The sequence below is a fragment of the Pseudomonas cichorii genome, from assembly GCF_018343775.1.
GTDB classification, from domain to species: domain Bacteria; phylum Pseudomonadota; class Gammaproteobacteria; order Pseudomonadales; family Pseudomonadaceae; genus Aquipseudomonas; species Aquipseudomonas cichorii.
Genome location: NZ_CP074349.1, coordinates 4,653,987 through 4,673,720 on the forward strand (window position 1 = coordinate 4,653,987; position 19,734 = coordinate 4,673,720).

A 19,734-nucleotide genomic window follows, 5' to 3' on the forward strand; every position below is an offset into this window, starting at 1 on the left:
ACAGCCCATGAAAAAGATCTTCAAATCCCTGGCCTTCGGATGCGCCCTTGCCCTGACCTCCATCGCCAGCCATGCCGCCGATCTCAAGGAGATCCGCATCGCCGTGCCGGACCTCAGCGCCGGAGCCGGAAACAGCGGAGGCGGCATAGTCGATGTGCTGCGCAGCCAGCAGATTTACGAAAAGGCCTTTGCCGATGAAGGCATCAAGATTCAGTGGGTGTTCTTCAAGGGCGCAGGCCCGGTCATCAATGAAGCGTTCGCCAACAAACAGGTGGACCTGGCCTATCTGGGTGATCTGGCAGCCATCATCGGCAAATCCAACGGGCTCGATACCCGCCTGCTCAGCGCCGCCGCTCGCGGCATCAAGCATTATCTGGCGGTGGTGCCAGGCTCCGGCATCAAGACCCTGCAGGATCTCAAGGGCAAACGGGTTTCTGTATTTCGCGGCACGGCCAGCCAGTTGTCCTTCGATACCGCACTGGCCAGCCAGGGCCTGAGCGAGAAAGACCTGAAAGTCATCAACCTGGACTTCAATGCCGCACTGGCAGCCCTGGCCGCCAAACAGATCGACGCCACCTGGGCACTCTCGGGCCTGACCGCTCTTGAAGCCAAGGGTCTGGCAGAACTGCCTCTCAGCTCCAGGGACCTGGGCGGCGCGGGCAATATTCAGGGCGTACTGGTCGCTGACGGAGCCTTCGTCGACGCCCACCCCGAAGCCGTGGCTCGTCTGCTCAAGGCCCAGGAACAGGCCACCCGCTGGCTGACCGACGAGAGCAACAAACAGGCCTATATCGATCTGGTTTCCAACTATGCGAGCTACCCGGCAGCCATACTGGAAAAAGACCTGCGCACGGAAAAAATGGCTGACATCTTCCCCTCACAACTCGACCCGCAATTCCTCGCCGCCTTGCAATCCTCCGTGGATATCGCCGCCAGAGAACGGTTGATCCGCAAGCCTTTCAAGGTGAGTGAGTGGGTACAGTAGGAGCGAATTCATTCGCGAAGGCCGATATTCGCGAATAAATTCGCTCCCACACAGATGGGGTCACTCATTGTCTTCATCCACCTCAACAATCACCTCAATCATCGCCCGCGCCGCGGGCGACAATCTGAAACCCGCCCGGCTGACGATGCCGTAGCGGGCGCTCAGGCTGTCGAGTTCGTTGGGCAGGTTGCGCCAGTGCAGGCGGGCCAGGGTGCCGTTGGCGATGTCGCGCTCCAGCGCCTCTTGCGGGCCGATGCCGATGACGTTGGAGCTTTGCACGATTTTCATCAGGACCGGGAAGTGGGCCGTTTCGATGTGCAGGGTGAAGTCGGAGCGGCCGCTGAGGTTGGCGAGCCCTTTGCGGATGCCCGGCGGGATCAGTGTCGCGCCCAGCGGGTAATCGAACATGTCGTTGGTGGACAGGCTTTCCTTGCTCAGCAGCGGGTGCCCGGCCCGGCAAAAGAACATGCCGCGCCGCGCTTTAAGGGGCCGGGTCTGGAAGTTCGGATCTGACTCGAACTGGCGGGTGTCGGCCACGAAGAATTCGATCTCTTCGCGAGCCAGGCTGCGGGCCAGTTTTTCCCAGTTGTTCACTTCCAGATAAGCCCGCACTTTGGGGTGGGCCTCGATGAAGCGAGACATGGCCTCGGGGATCAGGCGCATGGCTGGCGCAGGTCCTGAGCCAAAGCGTATTTCGCCAGCATCGAGCTTGGTCATCTGCGCCACTTCGCTGCTCAGCAACGCCGCGCCCTGCACCAGACGCAATGCATGCTGCAACACCACATGGCCTTCCGGCGTCGGGCGTAAATCCTTGTTGGCGCGCTCCACCAGCACACACCCGAACTCTTGCTCCAGGCCTTGAATACTGCGGCTGAACGCCGGCTGGGTAATCCCCATGGCGTCTGCTGCGCGCACGAAACTGCGGTGTTCGTTCAGTGCGATGAAGTAGCGTAATTGACGCAGATCCATATGCATTCCAGGCATTTGAAAATGAGGCCAAAGGTATTGGCCTGACGAATGGGTTGAGGTTTTAAATGCAAGCTCTTATGCCGTCAATGAACAAAATAAATACCGGATAGACCTTTTGGTTCTAACCATAGATAAAGAGGATTTGCCATGAGCCAGGCAGCACGTGCCACCCAACCCAGCGCTCTGACGCTGGATATTCAACCGATTGCAGGCCGTATCGGCGCACAGATCAATGGCGTCGCCTTGAGCGCTGATCTGGATGCCGCCACCGTGGACGCCATCCAGGCCGCACTGGTGCAATACAAAGTGCTGTTCTTTCGCGGCCAGACTCACCTGGACGATCAGAGTCAGGAAGCCTTTGCCAAGCTGCTGGGTGAACCCATTGCTCACCCGACGGTTCCGGTGCGTGACGGGACCCGCTACCTGATGCAATTGAGTGGTGCCGATGGCCAGCGCGCCAACTCCTGGCATACGGATGTCACTTTTGTGGACGCTTACCCCAAGGCCTCGATCCTGCGCTCGGTCATCGCGCCGGCTTCCGGCGGCGATACCGTGTGGGCCAATACTGCTGCGGCCTATAACGACCTTTCGCCTGAAATACGTGAGCTGGCCGACAAACTCTGGGCCTTGCACAGTAACGAATATGACTACGCGGGCATCCGGCCCGGCGTGACCTCGGAAAAGCTTGATAACTACCGCAAGGTCTTTGCTTCCACCGTGTATGAAACCGAGCACCCGGTAGTGCGGGTGCATCCTGTGAGCGGTGAAAGGAGCCTGCTGCTCGGCCATTTCGTCAAACGCATCAAGGGCTATTCGGCAAGCGACTCGGCTCACCTCTTCGGCCTGTTGCAGAGCCATGTCACTCGCCTGGAAAACACCGTGCGCTGGCGCTGGACAGCGGGAGACGTTGCCATCTGGGACAACCGCTCAACCCAGCACTATGCCGTGGACGACTACGGCCAGCAGGAACGCATCGTGCGTCGCGTGACCTTGCAGGGCGAAGTCCCGGTGGGTGTCGCCGGGCAAAAGAGCGTAACCCTCAAAGGTGCCTGATCTGAAACGTTCGCGGGCGCTCTCACGCCCGCGATGTTTCACCAGACGCCGATCTGCACCATGGCGTCATCTTCCAGCTCGCCATAACGGAACCGCTGCCCGCGCTGATCGATTTCCTCGTTACTGATCGTCGTGCGTCGTTTCAGGCCACGCAACCAGTCGAACAGGTAGCTCTGGTGTTGCTCGCGCACCTGAGCGAACTCGGGATCGGCCCCCAGATCGTTGAGTTCCTGAGGATCGTTTTCCAAGTCGAACAACTGGGCGCGGAAACCGTCATAGGCCAGGTACTTGAAGCGCTCGCTGCGCACCATGTACATCCGGCAACGATCAATCGGCTGCCCCAAACGCTCACGGGCGGGTGCCTGGAATGCATAGTCGTATTCGGCAATCGCGAACTGACGCCATTGTGGTTGCTGGCCATGCAGCAGCGGAATCAGCGACCGGCCTTCAAGGCGATGCCCGGCACTGGGTAAACCCAGAGCGTCGAGAAAGGTCGGCAAGGCATCGATGGTTTCAGCCAGGCGCTCATCAACACTGCCACGGGTCACGTCGGCCGCCGGGCGCGGATCACGCACAATCAGCGGCACGCCCACGGCGGGTTCGAGCAGAAACTCTTTCTCGCCCAGATAGTGGTCGCCGAGAAAGTCACCGTGGTCGCTGGTGAAGACGATCAGCGTGTCATCCCAACGACCATTGCTCTGCATCACATCGAACAGCCGCCCGAGCTGATCGTCCACCTGCTTCACCAGCCCCATGTAGGTCGGAATGACATTCAGGCGCACTTCTTCACGGGAAAAATTGCGGCTTTCCTGATGCTTGCGGAATGCAGCGTAAACCGGGTGGTCGCTCTCCTTGCCCGCTTCGGCGCGTATCGGCGCAATCACATGCTCTTTGCCGTACAGCGCGTGATAAGGCGCCGGAGCGATGTAGGGCCAATGCGGCTTGATGTACGAAAGATGCAGGCACCAGGGTTGCTCGCCCTGCTCCGCCATGAAGTCAATGGCGCGGTCGGTGGTGTAGACGGTTTCCGAATGCTGCTCTTCGATACGGGCCGGCAGATGCGAATGGCGCATTTTCCAGCCACTGAGGATTTCGCCATTTTCGCCTTCGGCGGCGTTGGCCCAGTCATGCCAGGGATTGACCCCGTCAAAACCCAGGTTGCGCAGGTGATGGGTGTAAGGCGCACTTTCACGCTTGTCGGCAAAAACCGGATCGTCAGGGTAGATGCCGTCGTGACGGAAAAAAGCTTCAAACCCTACTTCGTTGAGGTTCTCGGCCTGCTCGCTGTCAGGTTCCAGAGCCAGGCGTTGCTGGGCGTCCAGATTGGGCGTGGCGTGGGTCTTGCCCACTAGCGCCGTGCGGATCCCGGCCGGTCGCAGGTAGTCACCGATGGTGAGTTCATCCAGAGGCAACGGCACGGAGTTCCAGGCCACCTGATGGCTGCTGACGTAACGGCCCGTATAGGCCGACATTCGCGAAGGTCCACAAATGGTGCCTTGGGTGTAAGCCCGGGCGAAGCGCACGCCAGCCTGTGCCAGGCGGTCGATATTCGGGGTGTGCAGATGCGGGTGGCCATAGCACGACAGATAATCACGGCGCAGTTGGTCGCACATGATGTACAGCACGTTCTTGATTGCAGTCATGGGTGATTACCTGTCCGGTCAGAGTGGATTGCCATCAGCATCGAATGTCGGCCAGAAATCGGTCAGTTTCTGCTGTTGCAAGGCACTGTCGACAAAACGTGGCTCGACCCACTCATCCACCACAAAAGTACGACGGATCAGGCCCAGGGTCTTGGCCTGTTCGACGCTGTTCTGCAGGGCGGTTTTCAGGAACGGATCCAGACGCGGCGAGTTGCGGAATTTCAGGTCATCGCCTTTCAACTCACGCTCGAACAAGGCGGCTGGCGTGGAGCTTCTTTCGCCCATCAGCGCGCTATAGGCCGGCAGGTTCTGCGGATCGCTGAGCCAGACAGCATTCTTGACCAGCACATTGATCAGGCGCTGGGTCAATTCCGGATGCTGCTCGATGAATGCCTGGCTGCCGACAAGTCCTGCCTGAGTGGTGGCCTGACGGGAAAGCTGCTTGGTGCTCAGCGGAAACAGGATGCCCTTGCTCTCAAGCCCCAGCACGCCCATGCCCGACCAGGTTGCGTCGATCTGCCCGCTGGCCAATGCCGCTCGGGCGGCGGCCCAGTCGAGACTGATGATTTGCAGGTCGCGCTCTTTCAGGCCCTGGCTTTCCAGTGCCTTGGCAAATGAAAGCTGGTCCGCCGTGCCGCGATAGGCCGCTACGCGCTTGCCCTTGAGATCGGTCAGTTGGGTGATGCCCGATTGCGGCGTCACCGCCAGATACATGTTCGCGCCGCGTGCGCCCAGCAGCAGACGGGTCTGCAAGCCACTGGAGCGACCGATGATTGCCGCCAGGTCGCCCAGCCAGGCGAAGTCCAGTTGCTGGTTGGCGAAGGCTTCGTTGACCGCAGGCCCGGCACCCTTGAAGAAATGCCACTGCACCTTCACGCCGGATGCCGCGAACTCCTGCTCAAGCTGTTGCTGGATATGCGCCAGCCCCACCACGCCCTGCACGAATGGCAAGCTCCCGGCACCTTGATCCGGCGAGCCGATGCGGATAGTCACGCCGTCATCGCTGGCCTGGGCATGGCCCAGCAGCCCGGCAAGAAGCACGCCCAGCAAGGGCTTGAAAAGTTGTCGTAAGGATTTGCTCATGGTTCGGTCCGTTGATGTGCAGGCTAATAGCGGTTATTTCGCGATCCGGGCGGGTATTCAGCAAGTGCATTTGTTGAATAGTTGATATGCAAGGCATGCATACCCAGGCGGCATCACACTGCCAGATTGGTCAGCAACGATTCGTGAGCAGCGTCCTCTGCCTGATCGACCTTCTTGATCTCTTCGATCATTTCCTTGGCCAGCGGCGACAGTCGATAACCGGCCCGGCTGACAATGCCATAGCGCGTGTACAACTCTTCGCACTGATCATCCAGGCCTTCGATGCGCAAACGCACCAGTTCCTGCCGGGCGTAATACAGCGCATCGCTGTAGGAGCCGCTGATACCGATTGCATCGGAGTTCATCACCACGGCCAGCAGGCTGAACGTGTTTTCGCACTCGACGTTAGGCGCGAAGTCTGGCTGTCCGCTCAGGTCGGCCATGACCTTGCGCAGGTTCGGTGGCCGCAGGGTCGCGGCCAGCGGGAAGCTCAGCAACTCGCTGGCAGTCACCGTCTCGTGCCGGGCCAGCGGATGTTCGGCGCGGCAGCAGAAGTGCCATTTGCGCGGCCGAAGCTTGTGCGTGACATAGGAAGGGTCTGCCTCGAATTGCCGGGTATCGGCCACGAAGAATTCAAACTCTTCATTGAGCAAACGCTTGCCCAGGCTCTGCCAGTCGTCCACCTGAAAATGAACCCGTGCCTTGGGCAGGCGGCTGATGAAACTGCCTATCGCACGGGGCACCAGACCTGACGCTGGCGCCGGTCCACAACCGAAGCGCAGCTCGCCCGCTTCCAGCGCATTGAACTGGCTGATCTCGCTGGTCAGTTGCCTGGCACCACTGACCAGACGCCGCGCGTGCTCAAGCACCACCTGCCCTTGCTGGGTCGGCGTCAGGTCCTTGCTGACCCGATCAATCAACTGGCAACCGACGCTGTGCTCCAGTGCCTGGATGCTGCGACTGAAAGCGGACTGCGACAGGTTCACCGCCACAGCAGCGGCGACAAAACTTCGATGCTCGGCCAGAGCAATCAGGTGACGGAGTTGGCGAAGGTCGATATGCATTTTTCACATAAAAAGTATCGGGCAAATGCATTTGCTCTGCCTCGGTAGCACTCCTTATAAAGGCAATCTCTTATTCAGTAAAACCTTATAAATACATATTGAAATAACTAAAAAGAATATTAGTAGTGCAAAAGGAATGACCGACCTTGGCATTGCATCAAAGGAGCCGCGACATGAATGATCAACAATCCGCTACCCCTATCGCTGCCGGACGACTCAAGCGTTTGCCGCTCGCCCTGTTGCTGGCGGGCTGCGCAGGCTTTTCCCTGGCTCATGCCGCTGAAACGCCGACCACGACAAGCGCTGCCAGATCCGACACCGGTGCCACGGCGGATGACACACGACTCAAGACCGTCACCGTCACCACCCGCCGCCGCGAGGAAAGCTCGCAGAACGTGCCCACTCCGATCAGCGTGCTGGACGGGGCCTCGCTGGAAAGCCAGCGGATCTATCAGATTCAGGATCTGCAACAACTGGTGCCGAGCCTGAACGTGGCTTACATGCATGCCCGACAGTCGAGCGTATCGATCCGCGGGCTGGGCAATAACCCGGCCAGCGACGGGCTGGAGGGCAGCGTCGGGTTGTACATCGACAACGTCTATCTCGGACGTCCGGGCATGGCGGTGTTCGACCTCATGGACATCGAGCAACTGGAAGTGCTGCGCGGCCCGCAAGGGACATTGTTCGGCAAGAACACCACCGCCGGGGTTCTGAACATCAACACCCGTGCGCCCAGTTTTACCCCGGAACGCAGTATCGAAACCTCTGTCGGCGAGAACGGTTACTTCCAGACCAAGGGCACGATTTCCGGCCCGCTCAACGATCAACTGGCCGGTCGTTTCTCTGCCTATCGCAGCCGCAGCGACGGCGATCTGGATAACGTCTTCGACGGTAACAAACTCGGTGGCGGCTCACGCGAAGGCTTCCGTGGACAACTGCTGTTCAAGCCCAACGAAGACTTCAGCCTGCGCTGGATTGCCGACTACAACGAGGAAAGCTCCAGCGCCGGAACCCGTGCGCTGTTCAGCACCGGACCGACCATCAACGGCGTCAACCGCTACGAAAGCCGCGCTGGCGCAGCAGGTGCCACGCTGGTGGATGGCTCGCACCGCAAGGTCAACCTCAACAGCGACCAGCGTGTGACCGTGCATCAAGGCGGCACCTCGCTGGAAGCCAACTGGAAGCTGGCCAACGATTTCACTCTGACTTCCGTGAGTTCCTATCGCTGGTGGAATTTCACGCCGCGCAACGATGACGGCCTCAATGCATCGGCCTCCTACAACGGCGGCGTGTCGGTGGAAGATAAACAGTGGTCCCAGGAATTTCGCCTGGCGTCCCCTGGCGGCGGCTTTTTCGATTACGTCGTCGGTGCCTACTACTTCGGCTCCGATCTGGATAACACGTCGTTCACCCATTATGGCCCGCAGGCCGATATCTGGAACGGCACCGCCACCGGCGCACTGGCCAACGTCAACAGCCTGGGCAAAGGCCATATCGAAACCAACAGCTTTGCCCTCTTCGCCCAGGGCACCTGGCACCTCACGCCGAAACTGGATTTCACCGCCGGTGTTCGTGGCACTTACGAAGAGAAGAATGCCTGGGTGCAACGCGATGCTCCGCAAGGCGGCGCCACCGTTACCGGCGCGGCCCTCACCGCACGCAATGCCCGCACAGGTGCCTACGAGTCGGGCGATCTGAACCAGTACACCGCCAGCCCTTCGGGCATGCTCAACCTGAGTTACCACTTCACTGACGATCTGCTGGGCTACGCCACGCTCTCCCACGGTGAGAAATCCGGCGGGGTCAACCTGGCGGTCGGTACGGCCCCCACTGCCGGTGCAGACTCGCTGCTGATCGGCACCGAGCGCGCCAACAATGCGGAACTGGGTCTGAAAAGCACGCTCTGGGATCGTCGCCTGCAACTCAATGCCAACCTGTTCTGGACCCAGGTCAACGGTTACCAGACCAACGCCTATGATAACGCCAACCGCGTGCAATACCTGACCAACGCCGGCACCGTGCGCTCTCGCGGCCTGGAACTGGAAAGCACCATTCTGCCGATTCGCGGGCTGACGCTGAACGTCAATGGCTCTTACAACGACGTGCGTTACACCTCTTATAAAGATGCGCCTTGCCCACCCGAAGTCAGCCTGCAGGCCGGCGCGCCCGCTTCGTGCGACCTGAGCGGCCATCAGGTGGTCGGCGCCTCCAAATACATCGCCAACGTCAATGGCGAGTACAAGTGGGATCTGGATAACGGTCTGCAAGAGTACGTCACGGCCAGCTATGCCTTCCGCTCCAAAGCCGTGGGCACTGTTGAAGACTCCGATTACGCGCAGATCCCGAGCTACGCCGTGGTCAACCTGAGCACCGGCTTGCGCGGCGACCTTGGCCAAGGCCAGTGGGACGTCTCGCTGTGGCTGAAGAATGCTTTCGACAAGACCTATTACACGACCTTGTGGAGCGAACCCAACGGCGGCTACGGCGGCTTGCTGGGTACGCCGCGCACGCTGGGCATGACGGCTCGTTATGACTTCTGATTGAGAAATACCGCACTGCCGTTTTCGCGGATAAATCCGCCCCTACGAAATTCAGCGCAGGAGCGAATTTATTCGCGAAACTCCACCCCCACCCCCTATTCGGTTTTCCGAACAACCCATTATCTGGAGTTCGGGAACCCGGACGGCCGCAGCTCGCCAGAGCGAAAAAAACAAATAATAAAACCAATAAAATCAGTATCTTAACTACAACAAAGATCCTTGGCACGACTCATGCTCTACACTTTTTGTCGATCGCTTCGACTGTCGCGTGTGTCTAGCCCGGACGCGGTTGAAGCATTCACTGAGAAATCTTAATAAAAACGAATTCGAGGATTCATCGATGCGTATCGTTCCCCAACTGTTGGGCGCAGCAATCGCTGCCACTCTGATCAGCACTCCAGTTTTCGCAGAAGAATTGACCGGCACACTGAAGAAGATCAAAGAATCAGGCACCATCACCCTCGGTCACCGTGACGCTTCCATCCCGTTTTCCTACATTGCCGATGCTTCCGGCATTCCGGTTGGCTACTCCCACGATATCCAGCTGAAAATCGTTGAAGCCATCAAGAAAGAACTCGACATCCCTGACCTGAAGGTCAAGTACAACCTGGTCACGTCCCAGACCCGTATCCCGCTGGTTCAGAACGGCACCGTTGACGTGGAATGCGGCTCCACCACCAACAACGTCGAGCGCCAGCAGCAAGTGGACTTCTCGGTCGGCATCTTCGAGATCGGTACCCGCCTGCTGTCCAAAGTTGATTCGTCCTACAAGGACTTCGATGACCTGAAAGGCAAGAACGTCGTGACCACCGCCGGCACCACGTCCGAGCGCATCCTCAAGGCGATGAACGCCGACAAGCAGATGGGCATGAACGTGATTTCCGCCAAGGACCACGGTGAATCCTTCCAGATGCTGGAATCGGGTCGCGCAGTCGCTTTCATGATGGACGACGCACTGCTGGCAGGCGAAATGGCCAAGGCCAAGAAGCCGACCGACTGGGCTGTGACCGGCACTGCGCAATCCTATGAAATCTACGGCTGCATGGTTCGCAAAGGCGACGCGCCGTTCAAGAAAGCGGTCGATGACGCCATCGTCGCCACTTACAAATCCGGCGAAATCAACACCATCTACAACAAGTGGTTCCAGTCGCCAATCCCGCCAAAAGGCCTGAACCTGCAGTTCCCGATGAGCGACGAGCTGAAAAAGCTGATCGCAGAGCCGAACGACAAAGCTGCTGAAGCCAAGAAAGCCTGAGTAACCGACACACCGTGAACTCACGGTTTTCCGAACGGGCCGCGACCCGTTCGGAAAACCGCTCATCACTCACTGTACCCAGACAATAAACGCCAGGACGGAGTCTGAAGGCGGGTCTGGAGTGCATAAGGGCTCGAACGGATTCATGCGAGACGGGTGCGTGCATTTCGACAACAAGAGGGGGAGACCCTGATGAATTACAACTGGGACTGGGGCGTATTCTTCAAGTCCACCGGTGTCGGCAGCGAAACCTATCTGGACTGGTTCATTTCCGGTCTGGGCTGGACCATCGCCATTGCCGTCGCCGCCTGGATCATCGCCTTGATACTGGGTTCCATACTCGGTGTCATGCGTACTGTGCCAAGCCGTCTGGTGGCTGGCATCGCCACGATCTACGTGGAAATCTTCCGTAATGTGCCACTGCTGGTGCAGCTGTTCATCTGGTACTTCCTGGTGCCCGACCTGCTGCCTGAGAACCTGCAGGAGTGGTACAAGCAAGACCTCAACCCGACGACTTCAGCATTCCTGAGCGTCGTGGTCTGCCTGGGTCTGTTCACCGCTGCACGGGTTTGCGAACAAGTGCGTACCGGTATCGAGGCACTGCCAAAAGGCCAGGAGTCCGCAGCTCGCGCCATGGGTTTCAAACTGCCGCAGATCTACTGGAACGTGCTGCTGCCACAGGCTTACCGGATCATCATTCCACCACTTACCTCCGAATTCCTGAACGTGTTCAAGAACTCGTCGGTGGCGTCGCTGATCGGTCTGATGGAACTGCTGGCACAAACCAAGCAGACCGCAGAATTCTCCGCGAACCTGTTTGAAGCGTTCACTCTGGCGACACTGATCTACTTCACCCTGAACATGAGCCTGATGTTGCTGATGCGTCTGATCGAGAAGAAAGTCGCAGTGCCGGGCCTGATTTCCCTGGGGGGTAAATAATGGACTTCAGTGGAATCGTTCCAGCCATTCCCGGCCTGTGGAACGGCATGGTCATGACCCTGCAACTGATGGCCCTGGGCATCGTCGGCGGCCTCGTCATCGGTACCATCCTGGCCTTGATGCGCCTGTCATCGAACAAGCTGCTGGCCAATGTGGCCGGTGCGTACGTGAACTACTTCCGTTCGATCCCGCTGCTGCTGGTCATCACCTGGTTCTACCTGGCGGTGCCGTTCGTGCTGCGCTGGATCACCGGTGAAGACACGCCGATCGGTGCATTCACCTCTTGCGTCGTGGCGTTCATGATGTTCGAGGCCGCGTACTTCTGCGAAATCGTGCGTGCCGGTGTGCAGTCCATCTCCAAGGGTCAGATGGGTGCCGCCAAGGCCCTGGGCATGACCTACGGGCAAATGATGCGCCTGATCATCCTCCCTCAGGCGTTTCGCAAGATGACTCCGCTGTTGCTGCAACAGAGCATCATTCTGTTTCAGGACACGTCTCTGGTTTACACGGTCGGTCTGGTGGATTTCCTCAATGCCTCGCGCGCCAGTGGCGACATTATCGGCCGCGCCAATGAGTTCCTGATCATCGCCGGTGTGGTGTATTTCACGATCAGCTTTGCCGCCTCGTTGCTGGTGAAGCGTCTGCAAAAAAGGTTTGCCATATGATTTCCATCAAGAACGTCAACAAGTGGTATGGGGACTTCCAGGTACTGACCGATTGCAGCACCGAGGTCAGCAAGGGTGAAGTGGTCGTGGTCTGCGGTCCGTCCGGTTCCGGCAAATCGACACTGATCAAATGCGTGAACGCTCTGGAGCCTTTCCAGAAAGGCGACATCGTGGTCGACGGCACTTCGATCTCCGATCCGAAGACCGACCTGCCGAAACTCCGTTCGCGGGTCGGCATGGTGTTCCAGCATTTCGAGCTGTTCCCACACCTGAGCATCGTGGAAAACCTGACTATCGCGCAGATCAAGGTGCTGGGTCGCAGCAAGGCCGAAGCCACCGAGAAAGGCCTGAAGCTGCTGGACCGCGTAGGCCTTTCTGCCCACGCCCACAAGCATCCTGGCCAGCTTTCCGGTGGTCAGCAGCAGCGTGTGGCGATTGCCCGTGCTCTGGCGATGGACCCGGTGGTCATGCTGTTCGACGAACCGACCTCCGCCCTCGATCCGGAAATGGTCAACGAAGTGCTCGACGTGATGGTGCAACTGGCTCACGAAGGCATGACCATGATGTGCGTAACCCATGAAATGGGCTTTGCCCGCAAAGTGGCCAACCGTGTGATCTTCATGGACAAGGGCCAGATCGTCGAAGACTGCGCCAAGGAAGAGTTTTTCGGTGATGTCAGCGCACGCTCCGAGCGCGCCCAGCAGTTCCTCGCCAAGATCCTCCAGCACTAGGAAATACCGTTCGCTGCCCTGCCCCGCCTCCCGGGGTACGGGTAGCTGTTCGGCTCAGGACGACTGTGATGAAATGCGACCCTCATATCTATAGCGCTGCGCCGCCATCACTCGCCGTGAAACCCCGTCTGATACGCCAACTGTTTCTGCCCCCGCTGATCCTCATGCTGATGATCGGCCTGGGCTACATCGCTTATCTGTTCAGCGAGACCCACGGCATCAAGAACCTCAGCGAAAATGGCGAACGCCAGCTGGAGTTGCATGCCCGTACGGTCGAAAGTGAAATCAACAAGTACACCTACCTGCCCAGCGTCCTGGAGCTTGAGTCCAGCGTTTCACAACTTCTGAGAAACCCGACGCCCGACCTGCAAGGCAAGGTCAACAGTTACCTTGAAGGCCTCAACCGCCGCAGTCGTAGTCGTGCCATTTACGTCATGGACACCACCGGACGAGTGCTGGCCACCAGCAACTGGCGCGATGCTGACAGTTATCAGGGCGAAGACCTGTCGTTCCGCGCCTATTTCCAGGATGCCGTACGGGGCCTGCCCGGCCGCTTCTACGGGATCGGCACCACTGTGGGCGAATCCGGTTATTACCTGGCCCACGGGCTGGAAGAAAGAGGCCGGATCATTGGTGTCGCCGTCATCAAGGTGCGGCTCGAAGCGTTGGAAGAACGCTGGCAACGGGCGCGCATGGAAGCCTTTGTCAGCGATGAGAACGGCATCATCATCCTGTCCAGCGACCCGGCCCGCCGCCTGAAGTCGGTGCGCCCGCTGAACCCGACTATCAAGGAACGCCTGGCGCGCAGCCTGCAATATTACTGGTGGCCGCTGAACGAACTGGTGCCGCTGGAACGCGAAACCCTGGCCGAAGGTGTTGAAAAGCTCACCTTCCCTGCCAATGTCAGTGTTGATAAGGAGCATACGCAAGTCAGCTATCTGGCCCAGACCCGGCAACTGAGCGATACGCCCTGGCACCTGACTCTGCTGACCCCTCTTGAAGATCTGCGCCGTGAAGCCGCTAGCCAGGGCATGCTGGTCGCCGTGGCCTGTGCGCTGGTGGCGTTTTTGCTGATTGCCTGGAACGAGCGTCGCAAGGTGATTTCCACCCGGCTTGCGGCCCGTGAAGCCTTGCAGGCTGCCAACGACGAACTGGAACGCAAGATCGCGGAACGCACCGAGCATTTGCGCGCCAGCAACGAACGCCTCAAGGCGCAGATCCGCGAACGCCGACAGGCCGAGGACACGCTGCGCAAGGCCCAGGATGAATTGGTTCAGGCCGGCAAGCTGGCCGCCATCGGCCAGATGTCCACCAGCATCGCCCACGAACTCAATCAGCCGCTGGCAGCCTTGCGCACCTTGTCCGGCAACACCGTTCGCTTCCTCGAACGTGGCGCTCTGGACACCGCCAGCACCAACCTGCGCACCATCAACGATCTGGTGGACCGCATGGGGCGCATCACCGCCAGCCTGCGGGCCTTTGCAAGGCGCGGCAACGATCAGGGCCAGGCGCAGTTGCGCAAGGCGGTGGACGCGGCCTTGCAGTTGCTGAGCGTCCGGCTTGAGAACGTTGCCCTGAATCTGCATCAGGACTTCACCGATGCCGGGTTGGGAATCGACCAGACACGACTGGAGCAGATTCTGGTCAATCTGATCGGCAATGCTCTGGACGCCATGCACGCCCAACCGCTGCCCGAATTGTGGCTTGAAGGCGAGGTGGTCGAGGATCGCTATCGCTTGCTCGTACGCGACAACGGCCATGGCATCGACGACGAAGCCCGCAAGCATCTGTTTGAACCGTTTTTCACCACCAAACCCGGTGAACAGGGTCTGGGCCTTGGGCTGACCCTTTCCGCCAGCCTCGCGGCGGCAGCAGGTGGCAGTCTGAGTGCCGAGTATCCGGCAGGCGGCACAACCTTCGTGTTGTGGCTGCCGCTGGTCAAGGATGTGGAGGCGGATTCATGAGGGCTTCCCTATGCCTTTCGACCTTCACAGCGCCTTTCGCGAATGAATTCGCTCCTACAGATGTGGGTATTCGCGAACACCTCAAAGGACCTGAGCGTTCACCATGAGTAATCCTAAAATGAACACCGACCTGACTGTACTCATCGTCGAAGACGATCCGCATGTGTTGCTCGGCTGCCAGCAGGCGCTGGCGCTGGAAGACATTACCAGCGAAGGCGTATCCAGTGCCGAAGAGGCACTGGAGCGCATCGGCGACAACTTTGCCGGAATCGTCATCAGTGACATCCGCCTGCCGGGTATCGACGGGCTGGAATTGCTGACCCGTCTCAAGGCCCGCGACAGCAGCCTGCCCGTGGTGCTGATTACCGGTCATGGCGATATCTCCATGGCGGTCAATGCCATGCGCGACGGCGCCTATGACTTCATGGAAAAACCCTTCTCGCCGGAACGGTTGGTGGATGTCGCCCGCCGCGCACTTGAACAGCGCGGGCTGGCCCGAGAAGTCTGGGCGCTGCGCAAGCAACTGGCCGAACGCAACTCGCTGGAAGGCAAGATCATCGGGCGCTCACCGGCCATGCAGAACCTGCGGGCGCTGATCGCCAACATTGCCGACACCTCGGCCAACGTACTGATCGAAGGCGAAACCGGCACCGGCAAGGAACTGGTCGCTCGTTGCCTGCATGACTTCAGTCGCCGCACCAAGAATCAGTTCGTAGCCTTGAACTGCGGCGGGCTGGCAGAGAGCCTGTTCGAGTCGGAAATCTTCGGTCATGAGGCCAATGCCTTCACGGGTGCGGGCAAGCGCCGGATCGGCAAGATCGAACATGCACACAACGGCACGCTGTTCCTCGATGAAGTGGAAAGCATGCCGATCAACCTGCAGATCAAGCTGTTGCGGGTCTTGCAGGAGCGTACTCTGGAACGGCTGGGCTCCAACCAGAACGTCGAGGTGGATTGCCGGGTCATCGCGGCGACCAAGTCCGACCTCAATGAGCTGAGCAAAGCCAACCAGTTCCGTAGCGACCTGTATTACCGCCTCAATGTCGTGACCCTTGAGCTGCCGCCCCTGCGCGAACGGCGCGAAGACATCCTGCAACTGTTCGAGCATTTCTTGCAGTTGTCCTCACTGCGCTTCGACCGCGAACCGCCACAACTGGACCGGCAAACGGCGTCTGTCTTGATGAGCCACGACTGGCCGGGTAACGTTCGCGAACTGCGTAACGTGGCCGAACGTTACGCGCTGGGATTGCCAGTGTTCAAGAAATCCGACCACGCCGAAAGCCAGAGCCTGGGGTTTGCCGAAGCGGTGGAAGCCTTCGAGCGCAGCCTGCTGCGCGAAGCCCTGCAACGCAGCGGCGGCAACCTCAGCCAGGCCAGTCAGGAACTGAGCATGGCCAAGACCACGCTGTTCGACAAGGTCAAGAAATACGGGCTGCAAGCCTGAAACCGTACGGGAAGAAATCGTGGATCTGTTACTCAAGGCCCTTCTGGGCGCAGCCGTTGTCGTGATCCTGGCTGCACTGGCCAAGACCCGCAATTATTACATTGCAGGCCTGGTGCCGCTGTTCCCGACCTTTGCGCTGATTGCCCACTACATCGTCGGCAAGGGCCGCTCGCTGGATGACCTGAAAACCACCATCCTGTTCGGCATGTGGTCGATCATTCCCTACTTCGTTTACCTGGCGGCCCTGTACCTGATGGTGGACCGCTGGCGGCTGGAAGTATCGCTGGCAATGGCCGCACTGGCCTGGCTGGTCGCCGCCAGCGTGCTGGTGACGTTATGGGTACGGTTTCACGGGTGATGCCGCCCACAAATCCGTAGGACCGAATTCATTCGGGAAGAAGCCTGCACACTAACCGCATCTTCATCGTCAGCCATACCGCTTCCCGGATGAATACGGTCCCACACAACCTACCGCTTCATGCTGCGCTCGTAAGCTGCCAGAACGGTGCGCTCCGATTGCACCAGATAGGTTTCGAGCATTGCCGTCGCGTCTTCTACACGCCCCTCCTCGACGCAGCGCAGGATCGCAGCGTTCATGTCCAGATAAGGCAAGTGCAGGAATTCGGGATCGTCGAGCAGGCCGAAGGCCAGTCGCAGTTCAGCTGATATCTGCCCGTAGAACACTACCAGGCGAGGGCTGTCGGCCAGTTCGACAATGGCCCTGTGGAAGACCATGTTGGCAGTACCGACTGCCACCCAGTCTTTGGCTTCCCTGGCGCGCATCCCGGCCTCGACCGCTTCACGCATTTTCAATGCTCCGGGGTGCAGTGGAAAACCCTGGGCGATGGCCTTGCATTCGATAAAACGGCGCACGCGATAGATGTCGATGATCGACGCCATATCGGGCTCTGCAACGGTCACCCCACGATTGGGTTCGTGCTTGAGCAATCCTTCGCGGGTCAGGACCCTGAACGCTTCTCTCAAGGTATTACGGGAAATCTGCAAGCTCTCGGCCAGTGCTGCTTCGGACAGGCGTTGACCGGGCACCAGCTCACCTTCAACCAGCATTCGGCGGATTTCCTGGGTAATGGTTTCTCCCAACGTGCGAGGAAGGGAGGGAGAAGCGTCGTTCATGAGCAATCCAGAATGAGAAAAACCGGCAGATGTTCCCTGAGAGCTTAGTGCGTGGCAAGGCATAAGCGCGCCGCGTGCTTCATTAAGTAGCGTACCTGAGTGAAAGGGTAACAATATGGTGCAAATCGCTCACTCAAGAAGATATGATTGTTCAACAATACATCCTTGATATACCTACATAGCAACGCTATTGAATGAAGCTTGGCACGCTCATTGCTCAAGCAAGGTACCACTCACTGTAGGAATCATGCCGTGACACAGACCACCAAAGAGTTTACAAAAGCGCGGCGCGCATCTTTGATCGCCGCCATTTTCATGATGGCCACGTCAGCTATCGGGCCAGGCTTCCTGACCCAGACGGCTACGTTCACCGCAACTCTGGGCGCTGCGTTTGCCTTCGGCATCCTGGCCTCGATCCTGATCGACTTTGTCGTTCAACTGAACGTCTGGCGAATCGTGACACTGACCAAAATGCGCGCAGCCGATCTGGCCAACGCTGCCATTCCGGGGAGCGGGTACCTGCTGTCGGTACTGGTGATCTGCGGTGGTCTGGTTTTCATGCTGGGTAACATTGCCGGTGCGGGCCTGGGTCTGAATGCCTTGACCGGTCTTGATCCCAAATGGGGCGGATTGTTGAGCGCCATGCTCGCCATCGCGATCTTCTCGTCCCATCGGGCGGGCGTTGCCATGGACCGCATCATGATCGTGCTGGGGCTACTGAAAGTGGGCCTGATCCTTTTCGCAGCCTTCGCAACCCATCCACCGCTGGGCGAAGCACTGCGTCAAACGGTATTGCCTGATCTGATCGACTTCGCCTCCATCACCACCATCGTCGGTGGCACTGTCGGCGGCTACATCACCTATGCCGGTGCTCACCGTCTGCTCGATCGCGGCACCGTGGGTGTGGAAAATATTGAAGCGGTATCCAAGGCTGCGCTGACGGGCATTCTGGTCACCGGTGTTGCCCGTTACATCCTGTTTCTCGCTATCCTCGGGGTAGTCGCCAGCGGCGTCGTGATCGACGTGTCGGGCAAAGGCGCAAACCCTGCTGCCCAGGCGTTCCATGCGGCTGCAGGCGATATCGGCATGATGATGTTCGGTCTGGTGCTGTGGGCCGCCGGTATCAGCAGTGTGATTGGCGCGTCTTATACGACGATGTCCTTCACCACCGTGTTCTCGAAACGCATTACTGAGCGTGTCCGTAACCTGGCCACCGTCGGTTTCATTGTCATCACGCTGTCGGTGTATATGGTGCTGGGCAAACCACCGGCAGCGCTGCTGATATTCGCGGGTGGTTTCAACGGCCTGATTCTGCCGCTGGGCCTGAGCATATTCATGTACGTGGGCTGGCGCCGTTCGGACCTGATGGACGGCTATCACTACCCTCGCTGGCTGCTGGTACTGGGCGTGCTGACCTGTCTGCTGTCGTGGTTCATGGCCTACAAGTCCGCAGGTGCCATCTTTGCCTTCATCGGCGCGGCCTGATTTCAACGGAGATAATTTAGATGCGTGCAATTGACCTCAACAGCGACCTGGGCGAAAGCTTCGGCGCATGGAGCATGGGCGACGATGCGGCGGTTCTCGAAATCGTCAGCAGCGCCAACGTCGCCTGCGGCTTTCACGCCGGTGACCCGGCCGGAATCCTGCGAACCCTGGAAGCAGCAGCGGCCCGTGGCGTTGCCATCGGTGCCCATGTGGCCTACCCGGATCTGGTGGGTTTCGGGCGACGCAACATGGACGTACCTTCCGATCAGTTGACCGCCGATGTGATTTATCAGATCGGCGCATTGCAGGGCCTGGCCCGCAGCGTCGGCACCCGGGTGAGCTATGTCAAACCCCATGGCGCGCTGTACAACACCATTGCCGGCGATCAACGTCAGGCGGCGGCGGTTATCCAGGCGTTGCTGCGCATCGATCCACAGTTGAAGCTGGTGTGCCTGGCCAATTCGCCCCTGATCGGCTGGGCCACTGAGGCCGGCCTGTCCTGTGTCGCCGAGGCCTTTGCCGACCGTGCCTATACCGCCGAGGGCACGCTGGTGTCGCGCTCGAAGCCGGGAGCCGTGCTGCACGACCCTGAATTGATCGCCCAGCGCATGTTGCGTCTGGTACGCGATGGGGTCATCGAGGCCGAGAACGGCAGCCTGATCAATCTGCAAGCGGATTCGATCTGTGTACACGGCGACAACCAGGACGCGGTCGCTATCGCCCGCAACCTGAAAAACTGCCTGCTTGAAGCAGGCATCACCATCCGCGCATTTACCTGAG

At 59.2% G+C, this 19,734-nt stretch carries 17 protein-coding genes; 12 read left to right on the forward strand and 5 right to left on the reverse strand.

Annotation, left to right across the window (positions count from 1 at the left end; translation table 11 throughout):
- The first annotated feature begins 7 nt into the window (after positions 1 to 7).
- On the forward strand, positions 8 to 985 hold the full coding sequence (locus KGD89_RS19840) for an ABC transporter substrate-binding protein (protein WP_025261510.1): 978 nt from the start codon (positions 8 to 10) through the stop codon (positions 983 to 985).
- A 60-nt stretch (positions 986 to 1,045) separates the two neighbouring features.
- Here KGD89_RS19840 and KGD89_RS19845 read toward each other — a convergent pair whose 3' ends face one another.
- Positions 1,046 to 1,954 (reverse strand): LysR family transcriptional regulator, encoded by a 909-nt coding sequence (locus KGD89_RS19845; protein WP_025261511.1) that lies wholly within the window; start codon positions 1,952 to 1,954, stop codon positions 1,046 to 1,048.
- A gap of 147 nt (positions 1,955 to 2,101) precedes the next feature.
- Here KGD89_RS19845 and KGD89_RS19850 point away from each other — a divergent pair, with 147 nt between their 5' ends.
- Positions 2,102 to 3,007: a TauD/TfdA dioxygenase family protein gene (locus tag KGD89_RS19850; protein ID WP_025261512.1), complete on the forward strand. Its 906-nt coding sequence runs from the start codon at positions 2,102 to 2,104 to the stop codon at positions 3,005 to 3,007.
- A 38-nt stretch (positions 3,008 to 3,045) separates the two neighbouring features.
- Here KGD89_RS19850 and KGD89_RS19855 read toward each other — a convergent pair whose 3' ends face one another.
- From KGD89_RS19855 to KGD89_RS19865, 3 genes are all read right to left on the reverse strand, one after another.
- On the reverse strand, positions 3,046 to 4,650 hold the full coding sequence (locus KGD89_RS19855) for an alkaline phosphatase family protein (protein WP_025261513.1): 1,605 nt from the start codon (positions 4,648 to 4,650) through the stop codon (positions 3,046 to 3,048).
- A gap of 18 nt (positions 4,651 to 4,668) precedes the next feature.
- Entirely contained in the window at positions 4,669 to 5,733 is a 1,065-nt protein-coding gene (locus KGD89_RS19860) for an ABC transporter substrate-binding protein (protein ID WP_025261514.1), read from the reverse strand.
- A gap of 113 nt (positions 5,734 to 5,846) precedes the next feature.
- Positions 5,847 to 6,797 (reverse strand): LysR family transcriptional regulator, encoded by a 951-nt coding sequence (locus KGD89_RS19865; protein WP_025261515.1) that lies wholly within the window; start codon positions 6,795 to 6,797, stop codon positions 5,847 to 5,849.
- A 173-nt stretch (positions 6,798 to 6,970) separates the two neighbouring features.
- On the opposite strand from KGD89_RS19865, the gene KGD89_RS19870 reads away from it, so the two are divergent.
- The 8 genes from KGD89_RS19870 (at position 6,971) to KGD89_RS19905 (ending at position 16,693) form a co-directional block, all read left to right on the forward strand.
- On the forward strand, positions 6,971 to 9,337 hold the full coding sequence (locus KGD89_RS19870) for a TonB-dependent receptor (protein WP_025261516.1): 2,367 nt from the start codon (positions 6,971 to 6,973) through the stop codon (positions 9,335 to 9,337).
- A 340-nt stretch (positions 9,338 to 9,677) separates the two neighbouring features.
- Positions 9,678 to 10,592, forward strand: coding sequence for a glutamate/aspartate ABC transporter substrate-binding protein (locus KGD89_RS19875; protein ID WP_025261517.1), 915 nt, complete (start codon positions 9,678 to 9,680; stop codon positions 10,590 to 10,592).
- Positions 10,593 to 10,784: 192 nt separating this feature from the next.
- The gene (locus KGD89_RS19880) at positions 10,785 to 11,531 is read left to right on the forward strand and encodes an amino acid ABC transporter permease (protein ID WP_025261518.1); all 747 of its coding nucleotides are present in this window, start codon (positions 10,785 to 10,787) and stop codon (positions 11,529 to 11,531) included.
- Positions 11,528 to 12,196, forward strand: coding sequence for an amino acid ABC transporter permease (locus KGD89_RS19885; RefSeq protein ID WP_176767539.1), 669 nt, complete (start codon positions 11,528 to 11,530; stop codon positions 12,194 to 12,196). Before KGD89_RS19880 ends, KGD89_RS19885 begins: the two co-directional genes overlap by 4 nt.
- Positions 12,193 to 12,927, forward strand: coding sequence for an amino acid ABC transporter ATP-binding protein (locus KGD89_RS19890; protein WP_025261520.1), 735 nt, complete (start codon positions 12,193 to 12,195; stop codon positions 12,925 to 12,927). Before KGD89_RS19885 ends, KGD89_RS19890 begins: the two co-directional genes overlap by 4 nt.
- A 68-nt stretch (positions 12,928 to 12,995) precedes the next feature.
- Complete coding sequence (locus tag KGD89_RS19895; RefSeq protein WP_025261521.1) at positions 12,996 to 14,891, forward strand: two-component sensor histidine kinase AauS; 1,896 nt, start codon at positions 12,996 to 12,998, stop codon at positions 14,889 to 14,891.
- A 166-nt stretch (positions 14,892 to 15,057) separates the two neighbouring features.
- The gene (locus KGD89_RS19900; protein WP_236249406.1) at positions 15,058 to 16,335 is read left to right on the forward strand and encodes a two-component response regulator AauR; all 1,278 of its coding nucleotides are present in this window, start codon (positions 15,058 to 15,060) and stop codon (positions 16,333 to 16,335) included.
- 19 nt (positions 16,336 to 16,354) lie between these two features.
- Positions 16,355 to 16,693 carry a GlpM family protein gene (locus KGD89_RS19905; RefSeq protein ID WP_025261523.1) on the forward strand — a complete coding sequence of 113 codons (339 nt, stop codon included), beginning with the start codon at positions 16,355 to 16,357 and terminating at the stop codon, positions 16,691 to 16,693.
- Between the two features lie 110 nt (positions 16,694 to 16,803).
- On the opposite strand, the gene KGD89_RS19910 is transcribed toward KGD89_RS19905, so the two are convergent.
- Positions 16,804 to 17,469, reverse strand: coding sequence for a GntR family transcriptional regulator (locus KGD89_RS19910; RefSeq protein WP_074568805.1), 666 nt, complete (start codon positions 17,467 to 17,469; stop codon positions 16,804 to 16,806).
- A 252-nt stretch (positions 17,470 to 17,721) separates the two neighbouring features.
- On the opposite strand from KGD89_RS19910, the gene KGD89_RS19915 reads away from it, so the two are divergent.
- Positions 17,722 to 18,954 carry an NRAMP family divalent metal transporter gene (locus KGD89_RS19915; RefSeq protein ID WP_025261525.1) on the forward strand — a complete coding sequence of 411 codons (1,233 nt, stop codon included), beginning with the start codon at positions 17,722 to 17,724 and terminating at the stop codon, positions 18,952 to 18,954.
- Between the two features lie 20 nt (positions 18,955 to 18,974).
- A complete protein-coding gene (locus KGD89_RS19920; protein ID WP_025261526.1) occupies positions 18,975 to 19,733 on the forward strand; it encodes a LamB/YcsF family protein in 759 nt (252 codons plus the stop codon).
- Position 19,734: the final 1 nt, after the last annotated feature.